The 14395-nt window shown below is 67.1% G+C and carries 11 protein-coding genes, 1 other RNA gene and 1 pseudogene; 5 read left to right on the top strand and 8 right to left on the bottom strand.

All coding sequences use genetic code 11. The annotated features are described in order from the left end of the window. Nucleotides 1–483: 483 nt before the first annotated feature. An RNA gene (gene rnpB / locus Q0996_RS15040) (RNase P RNA component class A) lies at nucleotides 484–890 on the bottom strand. Nucleotides 891–1155: 265 nt separating this feature from the next. On the opposite strand from rnpB, the gene Q0996_RS25495 reads away from it, so the two are divergent. Further along, complete coding sequence (locus Q0996_RS25495) at nucleotides 1156–3270, top strand: family 16 glycosylhydrolase (RefSeq protein WP_322096718.1); 2115 nt, start codon at nucleotides 1156–1158, stop codon at nucleotides 3268–3270. Here Q0996_RS25495 and Q0996_RS15025 read toward each other — a convergent pair. From Q0996_RS15025 to Q0996_RS15005, 5 genes are all read right to left on the bottom strand, one after another. After that, on the bottom strand, nucleotides 3260–3970 hold the full coding sequence (locus Q0996_RS15025; RefSeq protein ID WP_299621305.1) for an N-acetylmuramoyl-L-alanine amidase: 711 nt from the start codon (nucleotides 3968–3970) through the stop codon (nucleotides 3260–3262). The two genes, Q0996_RS25495 and Q0996_RS15025, sit on opposite strands and share 11 nt — an antisense overlap. Nucleotides 3971–4012: 42 nt before the next feature. Further along, nucleotides 4013–4921, bottom strand: a complete 909-nt coding sequence (locus Q0996_RS15020; RefSeq protein ID WP_299621302.1) for a DMT family transporter — start codon at nucleotides 4919–4921, stop codon at nucleotides 4013–4015. Continuing rightward, nucleotides 4918–6741, bottom strand: coding sequence for an ATP-binding cassette domain-containing protein (locus tag Q0996_RS15015; protein WP_299621299.1), 1824 nt, complete (start codon nucleotides 6739–6741; stop codon nucleotides 4918–4920). The genes Q0996_RS15020 and Q0996_RS15015 overlap by 4 nt, the downstream gene beginning before the upstream one ends. 2 nt (nucleotides 6742–6743) lie before the next feature. Next, nucleotides 6744–7433 carry a TerB family tellurite resistance protein gene (locus Q0996_RS15010; protein WP_299621296.1) on the bottom strand — a complete coding sequence of 230 codons (690 nt, stop codon included), beginning with the start codon at nucleotides 7431–7433 and terminating at the stop codon, nucleotides 6744–6746. 170 nt (nucleotides 7434–7603) lie between these two features. Next, nucleotides 7604–8365: a DUF3750 domain-containing protein gene (locus tag Q0996_RS15005; protein WP_299621293.1), complete on the bottom strand. Its 762-nt coding sequence runs from the start codon at nucleotides 8363–8365 to the stop codon at nucleotides 7604–7606. Nucleotides 8366–8614: 249 nt separating this feature from the next. On the opposite strand from Q0996_RS15005, the gene Q0996_RS15000 reads away from it, so the two are divergent. Beyond that, nucleotides 8615–9214 (top strand): glutathione S-transferase N-terminal domain-containing protein, encoded by a 600-nt coding sequence (locus Q0996_RS15000; protein WP_299621290.1) that lies wholly within the window; start codon nucleotides 8615–8617, stop codon nucleotides 9212–9214. A gap of 214 nt (nucleotides 9215–9428) precedes the next feature. Here the strand turns inward: Q0996_RS15000 and Q0996_RS14995 are convergent, their stop codons facing one another. Next, nucleotides 9429–10382 carry a DMT family transporter gene (locus Q0996_RS14995; protein WP_299621287.1) on the bottom strand — a complete coding sequence of 318 codons (954 nt, stop codon included), beginning with the start codon at nucleotides 10380–10382 and terminating at the stop codon, nucleotides 9429–9431. A gap of 127 nt (nucleotides 10383–10509) precedes the next feature. Between Q0996_RS14995 and Q0996_RS14990 the strand changes: the two genes are divergently transcribed. Further along, on the top strand, nucleotides 10510–10977 hold the full coding sequence (locus Q0996_RS14990) for an Lrp/AsnC family transcriptional regulator (RefSeq protein WP_299621285.1): 468 nt from the start codon (nucleotides 10510–10512) through the stop codon (nucleotides 10975–10977). A 23-nt stretch (nucleotides 10978–11000) separates the two neighbouring features. After that, complete coding sequence (locus tag Q0996_RS14985; RefSeq protein WP_299621282.1) at nucleotides 11001–11810, top strand: NYN domain-containing protein; 810 nt, start codon at nucleotides 11001–11003, stop codon at nucleotides 11808–11810. A 19-nt stretch (nucleotides 11811–11829) separates the two neighbouring features. Here Q0996_RS14985 and Q0996_RS25545 read toward each other — a convergent pair. Further along, nucleotides 11830–12081 (bottom strand): annotated as a pseudogene (locus Q0996_RS25545) (DUF6362 family protein); the annotation flags it as partial. Between the two features lie 149 nt (nucleotides 12082–12230). On the opposite strand from Q0996_RS25545, the gene Q0996_RS14980 reads away from it, so the two are divergent. Then, on the top strand, nucleotides 12231–14395 hold a 2165-nt coding region (locus tag Q0996_RS14980), incomplete at its 3' end, for a hydantoinase/oxoprolinase family protein (protein WP_299621279.1).

Here is a 14395-nt window from a genome sequence, read left to right as displayed (position 1 = left end):
GTTTCCTGCCGTCCCGGCCCTGCATTCCGGCAAAACTCGCCGTAGCCTAGCCTTAAAATGGGATGATTTGGGATATCATGGGATTTCATGGGTGTCAATGCCGAGACAAGTAATTATTGCGGGTTAACAAGAGCTTAATGCGTACATCTGGGGGCTCGGCCATGTAGTGATGCCACCCCTTGTGGGTGAGATCTGAATCCGGCCAAGTAAGGGTGACTAAAAAATGCGGCAACACTATGTTCTTTTTTTGTTCTTAAATCGCTGATTTAGAGCGGAGGTTGGCGGGTCTGAGCGCCTGACCCGAAACCAAGCCGTGCCCGTCAAAGAGGGGCGCTCTCTGCCTTCCCAGATCGTCATTGCCGGACTTGTTCGGCAATCCATCGGGGTCCAGGTCTCACTCTTTCCATGGACCCTCGGGACAAGCCCGAGGGTGACGATGGAGGTAGGGTTGGCTTTAGTAAGCCTTTGAAAGCAGGGGTAAAAAGGGCCAGACGGTCTGTAAGCCGGGTTCTGTCCTGGGCCCGGAGGCTCAGGGATGGCCATTCATCTGGGACGCCCGTTGCCGGACGCCTCGCGCGATCGACCCGGACGGCGGCGCGAAAACCCGCCTGGCCCCGCCCAGAAGGGCTGGCCCGGCCGTCCCTACTTGATCTTGCTCCGGGTGGGGTTTGCCCTGCCGCCCCCGTTGCCGGGCGCGCGGTGCGCTCTTACCGCACCCTTTCACCCTTGCCGGCGCGCCCCGACGGGCCGCCTTGGCGGTTTGCTTTCTGTGGCACTTTCCCTAGGGTTGCCCCCGCCGGGCGTTACCCGGCACCCTGTTTTCGTGGAGCCCGGACTTTCCTCCCCCGCCGCCGCCAGGCGCCGGCGAGAGCGGCCATCCGACCGTCTGGCCCCTGAGAGCTAGGCTTTCCCGCCCGCGCCGTCAACCGCGGAGCGCCGGGTTCCGGCTTAACACCCGGCTTAACACTTGAGTCATCCCTAAGAGAATTTTGCGTCAAAGAGCGACCTGGGGTTGCCGTTGAAACCGGAGTCCGGGCACAAGGGCGCCCGGGAACGAAATTGACCCCGAAACGAAAAACAGCCCCGCTGGGCCGTCACCGGCCGGGAGAGACAGGAGGCACATCGCAGCCATGAGACGCAGGACCGCGACCACCGATGAGCACCGTCTTGAATGCGAGGGGCATCCCTCTCTACTACAGCGCCGCCGCCGACCGCCACATCTCCGTCGTTGACGGGGGCGACCTCTCCGGGACTCCGCAGAACGAGACCTTCTGGGGCAACGCCGCCGTCTCCGTAACCCTGCGCGGCGGTGCCGGCGACGACGTCTATCACCTCTATTCCGGCAAGAACCGCGCCGTCGAGGCCGCCGACCAGGGGGTCGACACGGTCCAGACCTGGATGAGCTATCGCCTGCCGGACCACATCGAAAACCTGAGGGTCACCGGCGCCGGGCGCTTCGCCTTCGGCAACGCCGCCGACAACATCGTGACCGGCGGGCCGGGCCGGCAGTTTCTCTTCGGCGGTGCCGGCGACGACGTGCTGAAGGGTGGCGCCGGGTCAGACCTCTTCCTCATCGAAAAGGGCGCCGGCAGCGACCTGATCCTGGATTTCACAGCTGAGGACGTGCTGCGGCTGGGCGGCAGCGAAATCACTTCCTTCGCCCAACTGCGAGCGGCCATGACCCAACAGGGCGACGACCTCCGCGTCGATTTGGGCGGCGGCGAGATCCTGGTCCTCGCCGACACCGACATTGCCGATTTGCACGCCGGTCAGTTCCAACTGGCCCTCGACCGTTCGGCGCTCTCCCTGTCCTTCGAGGACAGTTTCGACAGCCTCGACCTCTGGGACGGCGTCCGCGGCACCTGGGACACCAACTACTGGTGGGGCGCGGAGAACGGCACCTCCCTGACCGGCAACAACGAACTGCAGTGGTACATCGATCACGACTTCGGCCCGACCCGCAGTGCCGATCCCTTCAGTCTCGACGACGGCGTTCTGACCATCACCGCGGCGGTGGCCGAGGAGGAGATCCGGCCCCTGATCGAGGGCTATGCCTACACCTCCGGCATGCTCACCAGCTATGAGAGCTTCGCCCAGACCTACGGCTATTTCGAGGTCCGTGCCGACCTGCCGGAGGCGCGGGGCCTCTGGCCGGCCTTCTGGATGCTGCCGGCCGACGGCTCCTGGCCGCCGGAGCTCGACATCATCGAGACCATCGGACAGCAGCCCAACCGGCTGATTCTGACGGCCCACAGCAATGCCAGCGGCAGCCAGACCTCGGCGGGCGCGACCGTGCCGGTGCCTTCGACGGCGGGCTTCCATGACTACGGCGTGCTCTGGGAGCCCGAACACATCGTCTGGTACTTCGACGGGGTGGAGGTTGCCCGCACGGACACACCGTCCGACATGCACCAGCCGATGTACTTGATAATGAACCTGGGCGTGGGCGGCATCGCCGGAGAGCCGGTTCCGACCCAGGGGACCCTGGGGGAGATGAAGGTCGACCATGTCCGCGCCTATGCCCTGGATGGGCTGATCCAGGCGCCACAGCCCGGTCTTGCCGTGGACGACACCATCGTCGGCGGCGCCGGCGCGGATATCCTGGTGGGCGGTGCTGGCGATGACCTGCTGGTCGGCAAGGCCGGGGGCGACCGCCTCTACGGACAGGCGGGCGACGATCTGCTCCGTGGCAACGGCGGCCTCGATGCCTTTCATGGCGGGCCCGGCGACGACACCGTGGACTTCGCCCCGACGCGCATGAGCGTGCTGGTGGATCTCGCGGCCGGCAGGGTCAAGCTCGGCTCCGCGTCCGAGACCCTGGAGTCCATTGAGAACGTCCTCGGCAGTTTCGGCGCCGACACGCTGGCCGGGGATGCCGGGGACAACAGGCTATCCGGCGGCCACGGCCGCGACCGCCTCAACGGACGCCAGGGCGACGACAGCCTGACCGGCGGTTCCGCAGGCGACACCTTCATCTTCGCCCGGCTCGACCGGCCGGGCGGCGACGGCGACGACCGCATCGCGGACTTCCAGAGGGGCGGGGACAGGCTCGTCTTTCGCGATCTCGTGGACGCCGACGGCGATGGCGCGCGTGACCTGGACGATCTGCTCGCCGCCGTCTCTTCCGTCACCGACCATGGCGCCGGCAAGGCGGTGACCGTTGCCTTCGACAACGGCGCCACCGTGACCTTCGAGGGCCGGGGCACGGGGCAGGTCGCTTCGCTCACCGACCTGGTGAAGGACGCCGAGACGCAGCTTCTTATCTGGTAGGTGCTTCCAGCAGATCCTGCAGGGCGGCCAGGCGGTGGCGGGTTTCGTCATCCGCCTCGCCGGTGATCGCCGCCGGGCGGTAGTGGCGCTGGAAAGCGCGGATGACGGCGGGCAGGTCATCCTCGATGAAGCCGTAGCCGATTGCGCTCAAGGCCGCGGCGACTCCGTCGGCCTCAACGCCGGGATCAACGGCGGTCCCGTAGGCGGGCCACAGGCCGATCCCCGCCGCCGCCAGCCGCGGCCAGTCGAAGAGCTCGCCCGGGTCCTCCTTGCGCAAGGGGGCCACGTCGGAGTGGCCGAGCACCCGTTCCGGCGGGATCGTATGACGCTTTAGAACGTCCCGGGCCAGCGCGATGACCGAGCGCATCTGCGCTTCGGGGAAGGGCCGGTAGCCGAACTCGTGGCCGGGATTGACGATCTCGATCCCGATGGAGCGGGCGTTGATGTCCCTGGCGCCCTTCCAAAGGGCGACGCCGGCATGCCAGGCGCGGCGGTCTTCGCCGACGAGCTGGACGATGCGGCCGTCCTCCTCGACGCAGTAGTGGGCGCTGACCTTGGCCGCCGGATCGCACATCCGCGCGAGGGCCGCCTCGCCGCTTTCCATGCCGGTGTAGTGCAGCAGCAGGATGTCGACCGCCTGCTGGTCCGGACGGGCGTCTTGGTTCGGGGAGGAGCGTTCGGTGATGGCAAGGCCGGTCATCGCAGGGTCCCGGTCAAAGACTCCAATCAGGACGGAGAAGCATCAGACCCGCCCAGCGCCCGGGCCGGTGACCTTGGGTCGGCGCAGGATGATGACGGCGACGCCGCCGACGGTGATCAGGCCGCCGACCACCAGATTGAGGGTCAGGGTTTCGCCCAGAAAGACGATTCCCGAGATGACGCCGAAGACGGGCACCAGCAGGATCGAGGGCATGACCTGGTTCATCTGATAGCGGCGCAGCAGCCAGTACCAGGTGCCGTAACCGATCACCACCACCGCCACGGCCTGATAGACGACGGCGAAATAGGCCCAGAAGTCGGCGGCCTGCAGTGCCGCCCACTGGCCCTCCTCCAGCAGCAGCGAGGCGAGCGCGAGCTGCGGGACGGCGAGCACGCCGATCCAGGCGTTCAGGGTGATCCCGTCGACCTCGTCCAGGCGCTTGATCTGCACGTTGGCGATCGACCACATGCAGGAGGCGAAGATGACGAAGCCGAGGGCGAGGTACTGGCCTTCCAGCCGCGGCTCCCCGGCAATGATCGCCACCCCGGCGAAGGCGAAGAGCATGGCGACGCCGCGCCGCCAGCCGAGCTTGTCGTTGAAGAAGATGGCGGCCAGCAGGGCGGCGAAGGGCACCTGCAGTTGGATGGCGATGGCCGCCGTCGCCGCGTCCAGGGTGGTGAGCGCGGTGAACATAAAGGCGAAGTGCAGGATCCCGAGGGTGAAGGAGATGCTGGCCAGGGCGCGCCACTGCCCGCGCGGCCATTTGGCGAAAGGCACCAGCAGCAGCGCCACCAGCAGAAAGCGCAGGGCCATGAAGAACATGGCCGGAAGCTGTTCCAGCCCCACCTTGGCGACGGCGAAGTTCATGCCCCAGAGCACCATGACGCCGAAGATGATGAGCGCGTCGAGGGGGCGCAGGCCGGTCTCGGCGGTGGTGGTTTCGCTGCTCATTCGGCCAGCGCTTCCCGCGCCGATTCCAGTTCCAGCCAGCGCTCCTCCGCCGCCGCCAGGGCGCCGCGCTTCTGCGCCAGTGTGTCGCTGACGCGGGCAAAGCCCTCGGGGTCCCGGCCGAACAGTTCAGGATCGGCGAGCCGGTCTTCGAGGTCGGACACCTCCGCCGTCAGCGTCTCGATCTGCTCGGGCAGCCCGTCCAGCTCCCGCTGGTCCTTGTAGCTCAGCTTGCGCGGGCTGCGCGGCCGGCTGTCGTTGGCCGGCTTGGGCCGCGCCCGTTTCGCCTCCTGGCGCCCGGTCTGTGTGATCTGCCGGTGGTGGCGCCGGTAGTCGCTGTAGCCGCCGGGCACCTCCAGGGTGTGGCCGCCGCCCTCCATGGCGATCACGCCGGTCACCAGGCGGTCGAGGAAGTCGCGGTCGTGGCTCACCAGGATCAGCGTACCCTCGTAGTCGTCCAGCACCTCTTGCAGCAGGTCGAGGGTTTCCATGTCGAGATCGTTGGTGGGCTCGTCGAGCACCAGCAGGTTGCTGGGTCTGGCGAACAGCCGGGCCAGCAGCAGCCGCGCCTTCTCGCCGCCGGACAGCGCCTTCACCGGCTGGCGCGCCTGGCCCTCCTCGAAGAGGAAATCCTTCAGGTAGGAGACCACATGGCGCTGGCGCCCGCGCACCAGCAGGGTGTCACCGCCGTCGGGCACGAGGCTGCGCCAGAGCGTCGTCTCCGGGTCCAGGCTCTCGCGCCGCTGGTCGAAGTAGAGCGGTTCCACGTTGGCGCCGAGGCGCAGGCGCCCGCTGTCCGGCGCCAGCTCGCCCATGAGGATCTTCACCAGGGTCGACTTGCCGATCCCGTTGGGGCCGATGATCCCCAGGCGGTCGCCGCGGCGGATGCGGGTGGAGAAGTCTTTCAGGATCGCCAGGGCACCGCCTTCCGAAGCAAAGCTCTTGCTGAGGCCCTCCGCCTCGATCACCAGGGTGCCGCTGCGCCCGCTGCTGGCGCTCGCCAGCTTCGCGGTGCCGAGCTGGCCCAGCCACTCGGCACGCTCCCGGCGCAGGTCCTGCAGCCGGGTGAGGCGGCCCTGGTTGCGCTTGCGCCGGGCGGTGACGCCGCGCTGCAGCCAGCGTTCCTCCCGCACGATCTGGCGCCCCAGCTTGTGCTGCGCCTCGGCTTCCTGGCGGCGCAGGGTTTCGGCCCAATCGTCGAAAGCGGCGAATGACCTGTCGAGGCGCTGCAGGCGCCCACGGTCGAGCCAGAGGGTGGTGTTGGTCAGTTCGTTCAGGAAGGCGCGGTCGTGGCTGATCACCAGCAGCGCGCCGCGGAAGCGCCGCAGCTCGCCTTCCAGCCACTCGATGGTCGGCAGGTCGAGATGGTTGGTCGGCTCGTCCAGCAGCAGGACCTCCGGGTCCGAGACCAGACAGCGGGCCAGGGCTGCGCGCCGGCCTTCACCGCCGGAAAGCTCGGTGACCTGGCGCGCGCCGTCGAGGTCGAGACGGCGCAGGGCGGCATCGACGGCATGGCGGGGTGCCGCGGTTCCTCCGGCAGGCCCGAGTGCGACGTAATCCGCCAGAGTCCCGCCGGCGGAGAAATCCGGGTCCTGGGGCAGGTAGGCGACCTTGGTGCCGGGCTGCAGAAAGCGCTCGCCGCCGTCGAGATCCTGCAGGCCGGCGATGACCTTCAGCAAGCTCGACTTGCCGGTGCCGTTGCGGCCCACCAGACAGGCGCGCTCGCCCTTCGAGAGGGTCAGCGAAAGGTTGTTGAAAAGCGGCCGTTCGCCGAAGCGCAGGCGCGCGCCGTTCAGCGCCACGACAGGCGGACCGGCGGCCACGGTCAGCGGATCCCGCGGAGCTGGCGGATCTCGTCGTAGGCGGCGTTGATGGTCGCCACCTTCTCGTTGGCCATCTCGACGAACTCCTGGGGCATGCCCTGGGCGACGAGGCGGTCGGGGTGGTTCTCCACCACCAGCTTGCGGTGGGCGGCGCGGATCTCCTGATCGCTGGCCTCGCGGCTCACGCCCAGGATGCGGAAGGGGTCGTTCTCGTCCGGGCCGACGTTGGCGGCGCGGATGCGGTCCCAGTCCTGGGCCGTGAAGTTGAACAGCACCGCGAGCTGCTCCAGGTAGTCCAGCTCCTCCTCGGTGATGCGGCCGTCGGCACGGGCGATGTGGAACAGGCCGCCGAGCAATTCTTCCAGCACGGCCGGGTTGTCGGCGAACATGCGGGCGAGCTGCTTGGCATAGGGCTCGTACCCGCCGGCGTTCTTGCGCGCCTGATCGAAGACCCGGCCGACGTTCTTCATCTCTTCCGGCGGAATGCGGAAGACCTGTTTGAAGGCGTCGACCTCGTCGCGGGTCACCTGGCCGTCGGCCTTGGCCAGCTTGGCGCCGAGCACGATGACGCCGATGGTGAAGGCGATCTGCTTGGTGGCGTCGGCGGCCTCGGCGGTGGCCGTGCCGCCGCTCATCTTGTCGACGGCATGGCCGGCCACGGCGCCGATCAGCGCGCCGAGGGGGCCGCCCAAGGCAAAGCCTGCGGCGCCTCCGAGAATTTTGCCCCAAACGCTCATGAGTCGGCAGTGATGTGGTGAAACTTCAACCGGGTCGCCGGCCAGAATGACGGCCCCGGCCCCGCGCCGTCAAGCGCACAGCGGCGCGGCGGACCGGAACCGCTTCGACGCAAGTCGAAAACGCGTCAGCGAGAAATCGCCGAGAGCCGCCCGAGGCCGGGCAGCTTGATGGCCAGGTCCAGGGGGTCGATCCCGAAGGTGAGCCCCAGCAGGGTCACCTCCAGCCCTTCTTCCACCGCCAGGGCGCCCCCGAACAGCCCGAAGAGGGAGACCTGGTAGCCGGTGCCGCTGGGCGTTTCGGCCAGGAAGTCGGCCGGCCCCAGATAGTCCTTGCCGATGGCCGTCGGCGGCAGGTCGAGTGCCAGGGCCGGCACCTGGCGGGCCACGCTGGCGGTGAAGGTGTTGGAGTTGGGACCGGGCCAGGTCTGATAGGTCTGGGCGAAGCGATAGCCGGCCACCGCGGCCTCGATCTGGGGGATGGTCGCCGCCGCCTCGGCGCCGCGCAGATCGGTGTAGATTTCCGGCGTCGAGCCGAACCAGCGGCGGTCCGGCGGGCCCTGGCGCCGCACCAGCCCGTTGCCGCCGTGCCAGTAGCGCCAGCCGATCACCTCGTAGGTGGTGAAGCTCCCGGCGCCCTCCGGCTTCACCGCGATCCAGGTGTGGACGGCAAAGGCGCCGCGCCAGCCGAAGGTGCGGGCGCCGTAGACCTGGACCACCGCCTCCGGCGTGGTGGCCGGGTCGGGGCCGATGCCGGCGCTGTCGCGCGATGCCGTGCTCCAGGAGCGATCCAGGGAAACCTCGTCCGTCAGGGCTGCAAGGGCCGGGCCCGCCAGCAGAAAGGCGACGAGCATCAGCAGGCGCCTCAGGCTGCTGGCAATCACGGTCATGGTCGGCCCCACGCGGTTTCCATCAAGCTTGCGGGCAGGAAGCGCCCGAGTTCAAGCGCAATCCCCGGTTTCGCGTTCAAACTTCGGCGAGCTTTGTGGCGATCCCGTGGCGTCCGGGTGGCGGGCTTTGGGTTTCGATGCCGGCACTTGCCCTGGGACGCAGAACTGGCATGCGCAGACGGGCGTCGACCGGGTGACGCCCAGCCCCTAGATTTGTCGCCGCTCCTGAACCCTTCAGCGGAGGCCGCCATGCAGCTCTTCCATGCCCCCACCTCGCCCTATGCCCGCAAGTGCCGCGTGGTCGCGCGGGAGCGCGGCCTGATGGGCGGAATCGAGGAGATCGTCTGCAATCCCTACGACGACCCCGCGGCGCTGCAGGCCAAGAACCCGCTCACCCGGGTGCCGGCCCTGGTGCTGGACGACGGCACCGCGCTCTTCGACAGCCCGGTGATCTGCGAGTACCTGGATAGCCTGGGGGAGGCGCCGGCGCTGATCCCGGCGGCGGGGGCCGAGCGCTACAGGGTGCTGGTCGCCGCGGCCCTGGCCCAGGGCATGACCGATTCGGCCCTCGGCATCACCATGGAGAGCCGGCGGCCGGAGGGCGAACGCTCCCCGGCGGCGGTAGAGCGCTGGCGCGCCTCCATCCTGCGCGGCCTGGATGCTATGATGATGCACCTGCAGGGCCTGCCGGGCGGCCTGACCCTGGCGCAGATCGCCTGTGGCACCACCCTCGGCTATCTCGACCTGCGCCACGGCGCCCTCAACTGGCGCCACGGCCGCAGCGACCTGGCGGCCTGGTTCGCCGACTTCAACGAGCGCCCGGCGATGCAGGAGACCGACCCGAATTAGGGGTGTTGCTGAGTTCGTCGGGCAACCTTGCCTCGCCCTCCTGCCTGCGCGAAGCCGAAGCGGCTTCGCTTCGGCGAAGGCAGGTCGAGACGGGCCTGCTGGCCCTCCTCAGGGTGAGGCAAGGTATCGACATGATTGACCTCATGCTGAGGAACCGGCGGAGCCGGTGTCTCGAAGCACGAGGTCAATCGGGCTTCTGATTCTCAGCAGGCCGCTAGGTTCGTTTCCATACCACCGGCACGAGGCCCAGGGCCGTCACCATGCCTGCGGTCACCAGGGCGGCGCCGGTCAGGTCCGTCGCACTGGGCATCTCGCCCAAGACCGGATAGGCCAGCAGCACCGCGATGGCGGGTACCAGGGTGACGAAGACCGCGCCGCGCCCCGCCCCCAGCAGCGCCACCGCCCGGCTGTAGCAGATCAGCGCCAGGATCGCCGCGACGAGCCCCTGAAACACGGCTTGTTCGGCGATTTCGGTCCAAGGGGCGGCGAAGAGTTGTGGTTCGGCGGTGAGCAGATAGATGGGTCCGTAGATCAGCAGCGAAAGCACCGAAACCAGGGCCGTTGCCTGCAAGGGGTCGGCGCCCCAGGCCCGCAGGGCGACGGTGTAACTGGCCCAGAGCAGGCCGCCGCAGGCAAACATCAGCTGGCCCTTCCACTGTTCGGCCTGCCACTGTTCGGCCCGATAGTCCCCAAGGGTCTGCCCGCCGATCAACAGCACGCCGGTCAGCATCAAGGCGATGCCGATCAGGCGTTGGCGCGGCGGACGATCGCCCAACAGCAACCAGCCACCCAGGGTCGCGAAGACCAGCATGCAACTCGGTCCGATGATGCCGCCTTGACCGGCCGGCGCGTAGGTGAGGCCGCCGGCGGTCACCAGGACATAGGGCGCACCGGCGCCGAGGCTGAGGAACAGCGCCCGCGCCCAGCCGAGGCCGCCGGGTCCCAGATTGCCGGCGCCGTTGCGGATCACCAGCGGCAGCAGGATCAGCCCGGCGACCAGGAAGCGCAGGGCGGCGATGTCGGCGGCGGCCAGGCTCTGGCGGATGCCGAGGGCGGAGACCACCGGCCAGGCGCCCCAGATCAGGGATGCGGTCAGGCCATAGAGCACCGCCGCCGGCAGGGCAGAGGCTTGGCTTGCAGGGGCTTGGCTTTCGGAAAGCTCGGTCATCGCTGGGTCTCCGGCTTGAACGGCACGCCGGAAGCCTAGCGTGCCGCGCTGCCGGGAAACGGCGAATATGGCCTCCTTGAGACTAATTTCTGCAGAAATACCGTCTAGGCGGTGATATTCTGCAGATATGGACGATTTAGATCAGTTTGACGTCGCCCTGCTCGACCAGTTGCAGCGCGACAACCGCCAGACCTCGGAGGCGCTGGCCGCCGCCGTCGGTCTTTCCGCCACCGCCTGCCAGCGGCGCATGAAGCGCCTGCGCGAAGGCGGCTATATCGCCGCCGACGTCTCGGTGCTGGACCCGGCCAAGGTCGGGCGGCGCACCACCTTCATCGTGCAAGTGGATCTCGTTCGCGGCCGCGCCGACATCGTCGACGGTTTCAAGCGCGACATGATGAAGATCCCGGAGGTGCAGCAGTGCTACTACGTCACCGGCGAGGCCGATTTCGTGTTGATCGTGGTCGCCGAGGATCTCGCCCACTACGAACAGCTCACCCGCCGCCTGTTCTACGAGAACAACGTCATTGGAAAGTTCCACACCCAGGTGGTGATGGACAGCGTGAAGCTGGGGCTTACAATTCCGTTAGGAGAATAGGAAGCAAACTCGAAGGACTCAATATGACGAGCTACGTGTTTGTCGATGGAGCAGCACTACAAGTTTTCTTAAAGGAGTCAGCAAAGACACTTGCTCCGAATATCGAACCGAGTGTCGATTGGTCGAAGGTGTTTGCCTCTTTCGGACGCGGCAGGATCCTATTCTACGATGCCTATCCCAGCAAACGCGAAGACGAAGCCGACGAGGATTTCAATACCCGCTGGGCAAAGAAAGATGAGCTGTTCAGAGAGCTTGGCCGGATCCACAATGTACATGTCAGGTTGGGGGCCGGAACCCGACGCCGAAAAAAGATCGGTCAGATTCAAAAGGGTGTAGATGTGCTCCTCGCCATCGAGTCTTACGGCCATGCAATGCGGGGAAACATTCAACGCGCCACATTTGTTTTGGCAGACCTCGATTTCCTACCATTGTTCGAAGCACTGCTCCAAACGCAAACCGTTACTGAGCTTCGGTACTTCAAGAACAAGACAAATGCTGATCTGATCGAAGCAGCTGACGTAGCCCAGCCGATTAGACTCCACGACTTTGTAGGTTGGACCGGTTCAGAGTTCCGCGAGCATGTTCAGATCGTCCCTCTGCGTCCTCAAGATGTTGCGCGGCAGGAAATTCGCACTCAGAGGGAGCTCGTGAAGACTGGGAGAATTTTGGGCCAAGAGGTCAATTTCTACAGGGTTCAGCGACTAGGCACCTACTGGGCAGAATTTCCAGCAAGAAACCGAGGGGGAATGTGGCAATCATCGAGTCTCGACCTACTGATTGAGGTGGTTGAGGCAAAGGGTCAGGGGTTAATCGAATTCGATATGCCTGGCTGAACAGTTAATTCTGTTAGCACTAGCACATGGGATCACCTTTATTCAGTCTCCGAAGAATGATCTCAGCCGCCTCCCGATTCCAAGCTCTCACCGTCTCCCGTGAGAACCCCAACCGCCTCGCGACCGCCCCTGTCTTCACACCACTCGCTCTGGCAAAGAACACGATCCGTTTGTTCCTGTACTCTATGCAGTTGAGCCGGCCCAGCGCTTCGTCCATGCGATCGATTTTCCTCGGTGACGGGCAGTCTGGCTGCTGCTCTTCTTTGTTATCGCCATAGGCGTCCTAGAAGTCTTGGATGATGTCAGACCAAGCGAACTTGCAGCTTGCGGGTACAATAAGAGAAAACGTTGACAATTTATCGATAAAGTGTATTTGTATGGCCGCGCCAGAGGGGCGTTTTCAGTTCGAAGGGGCGGATGATGGACGGCGACGCGCGGGCTGCGGCATGGCAATTCTGGATCGATCGGGGGGGGACCTTCACCGATGTGGTGGCGCGGCGGCCCGACGGCAGCCTGGTGACCCACAAGCTGCTCTCGGAGAACCCGGAGCAGTACAAGGACGCCGCGGTGCAGGGCATCCGCGAGCTGCTCGGCCTGGCCAAGGACGCGGCGCTGCCGCCGGGCGCCGTCGCGGCGGTGAAGATGGGCACCACGGTGGCCACCAACGCCCTCTTGGAGCGCAAGGGCGACCGCACGCTGCTCGTCACCACGGAGGGCTTCGGCGACATCCTGCGCATCGGCTACCAGAACCGCCCGCGGCTTTTCGACCGCCACATCGTGCTGCCGGAGATGCTCTATGAGCGCGTGGTGGAGGTGACCGAACGGCTCTCCGCCCGCGGCGAGGTCGTCACCCCGCTGGCGGAGGAAGCGGCGCGCCAGGCCCTGCAGGCCGCCTATGACGACGGCATCCGCGCGGTGGCCATCGCCTTCATGCACGGCTACCGTTATCCCGACCATGAGGCGCGCGTCGCCGCCATGGCGCGGGAGATCGGCTTCACCCAGGTCTCCACCAGCCACGAGGTCAGCCCGCTGATGAAGCTGGTGAGCCGCGGCGACACGACGGTGGTGGATGCCTACCTCTCGCCGATCCTCAGGCGCTATGTCGACCAGGTCGCCGGGCAGTTGGATGTCCCCAAAGCAGACCAAGGCGCGCAGGCCGGCCCGCGGCTCATGTTCATGCAGTCCAATGGCGGCCTCACCGACGCGCGGCTGTTCCAGGGCAAGGACGCGATCCTGTCGGGTCCCGCCGGCGGCGTGGTGGGCATGGTGCGCACCGCGGCCATGGGCGGCTTCGAAAAGCTCATCGGCTTCGACATGGGCGGCACCTCCACCGACGTCTCCCACTACGACGGGGAGTACGAGCGCACCTTCGAGACCCTGGTGGCGGGGGTGCGCATGCGTGCGCCGATGATGCACATCCACACGGTCGCCGCCGGCGGCGGCTCGATCCTGCACTTCGACGGCGCCAGATATCGGGTGGGGCCGGACTCCGCCGGTGCCGATCCCGGCCCGGCCTGTTACCGCCGCGGCGGCCCGCTGGCCGTGACCGACTGCAACGTCATGCTGGGCAAGATCCAGCCGGCCCACTTCCCCAAGGTCTTCGGCCCCCGGGCGGACGAGGCGCTGGATGCCGAGGTGGTGCGCGCGAAGTTCGCCGCGCTGGCCGAGGAGATCGCCCGGGCCACCGGCAAGCCCCTGACCTCGCCGGAGGCGGTGGCCGAGGGCTTCCTGCGCATCGCCGTGGAGAACATGGCCAACGCCATCAAGAAGATCTCGGTGCAGCGCGGCTATGACGTCACGGAGTACACGCTGAACTGCTTCGGCGGCGCCGGCGGCCAGCACGCCTGCCTGGTGGCCGACGCGCTGGGCATGACCAAGGTCTTCCTGCATCCCTTCGCCGGCGTGCTCTCGGCCTACGGCATGGGCTTGGCCGACGTGCGGGCGATCCGCGAGCGCCAGATCGAGGCGGCCTTCGCCGAACCGGTGATCGCCGAGATCGAGGCGGCCTTCGACGACCTCTCCGTCGGCGCCAGGGACGAGGTCCTGGCCCAGGGCGTCGCCGCGCCGCAGATCGCCCTGCTGCGCAAGGTACAGCTCCGCTACGAGGGCACCGACAGCCCGCTGCAGATCGACTTCGCGGATCTCGACGCCATGAAGGCGGCCTTCGAGACGGCGCACAAGCAGCGCTTCGGCTTCATCGCGCCGGACCGCAAGCTGGTGGTGGAGGCGGTCTCGGTGGAGGCCGTCGGCTCGACGGAGGAGGTGGCCGATCCGGAGCGCGCCGCCGCGCCCGACGCCAAGCCAGCCGAACCCCTGGACCGGGTCGCCATGCACTCTGGCGGCGAGGGCCACGAGACCCCGCTTTACGACCGCGAGGACCTGCTGCCCGGCCAGAAGGTCGACGGCCCCGCCATCATCGCCGAGGCCACGGCGACCACGGTGGTGGAGCCGGGCTGGCAGGCGGAGATGACCCCGCGCGGCCACCTGGTGCTGACCCGGGTGGTGGCCCGCCCGAAGACCGAGGCCATCGGCACCGAGGCCGACCCGGTGATGCTGGAGGTCTTCAACAACCTCTTCATGTCCAT

Source organism: Pelagibius sp. (assembly GCF_028289705.1).
Taxonomy (GTDB): domain Bacteria; phylum Pseudomonadota; class Alphaproteobacteria; order Kiloniellales; family Kiloniellaceae; genus Pelagibius.
The sequence above is the reverse complement of the archived record's forward strand: the minus strand, read 5'-3'. Positions and strand labels throughout refer to the sequence as shown.

What these genes read in the sequence shown, in the direction of transcription:
- Q0996_RS25495 (WP_322096718.1), top strand. Translation starts at nt 1,156, where the DNA reads ATGAGCACCGTCTTGAATGCGAGGGGCATCCCTCTCTACTACAGCGCC.
- Q0996_RS15025 (WP_299621305.1), bottom strand. Translation starts at nt 3,970, where the DNA reads ATGACCGGCCTTGCCATCACCGAACGCTCCTCCCCGAACCAAGACGCC.
- Q0996_RS15020 (WP_299621302.1), bottom strand. Translation starts at nt 4,921, where the DNA reads ATGAGCAGCGAAACCACCACCGCCGAGACCGGCCTGCGCCCCCTCGAC.
- Q0996_RS15005 (WP_299621293.1), bottom strand. Translation starts at nt 8,365, where the DNA reads ATGACCGTGATTGCCAGCAGCCTGAGGCGCCTGCTGATGCTCGTCGCC.
- Q0996_RS15000 (WP_299621290.1), top strand. Translation starts at nt 8,615, where the DNA reads ATGCAGCTCTTCCATGCCCCCACCTCGCCCTATGCCCGCAAGTGCCGC.
- Q0996_RS14995 (WP_299621287.1), bottom strand. Translation starts at nt 10,382, where the DNA reads ATGACCGAGCTTTCCGAAAGCCAAGCCCCTGCAAGCCAAGCCTCTGCC.
- Q0996_RS14990 (WP_299621285.1), top strand. Translation starts at nt 10,510, where the DNA reads ATGGACGATTTAGATCAGTTTGACGTCGCCCTGCTCGACCAGTTGCAG.
- Q0996_RS14985 (WP_299621282.1), top strand. Translation starts at nt 11,001, where the DNA reads ATGACGAGCTACGTGTTTGTCGATGGAGCAGCACTACAAGTTTTCTTA.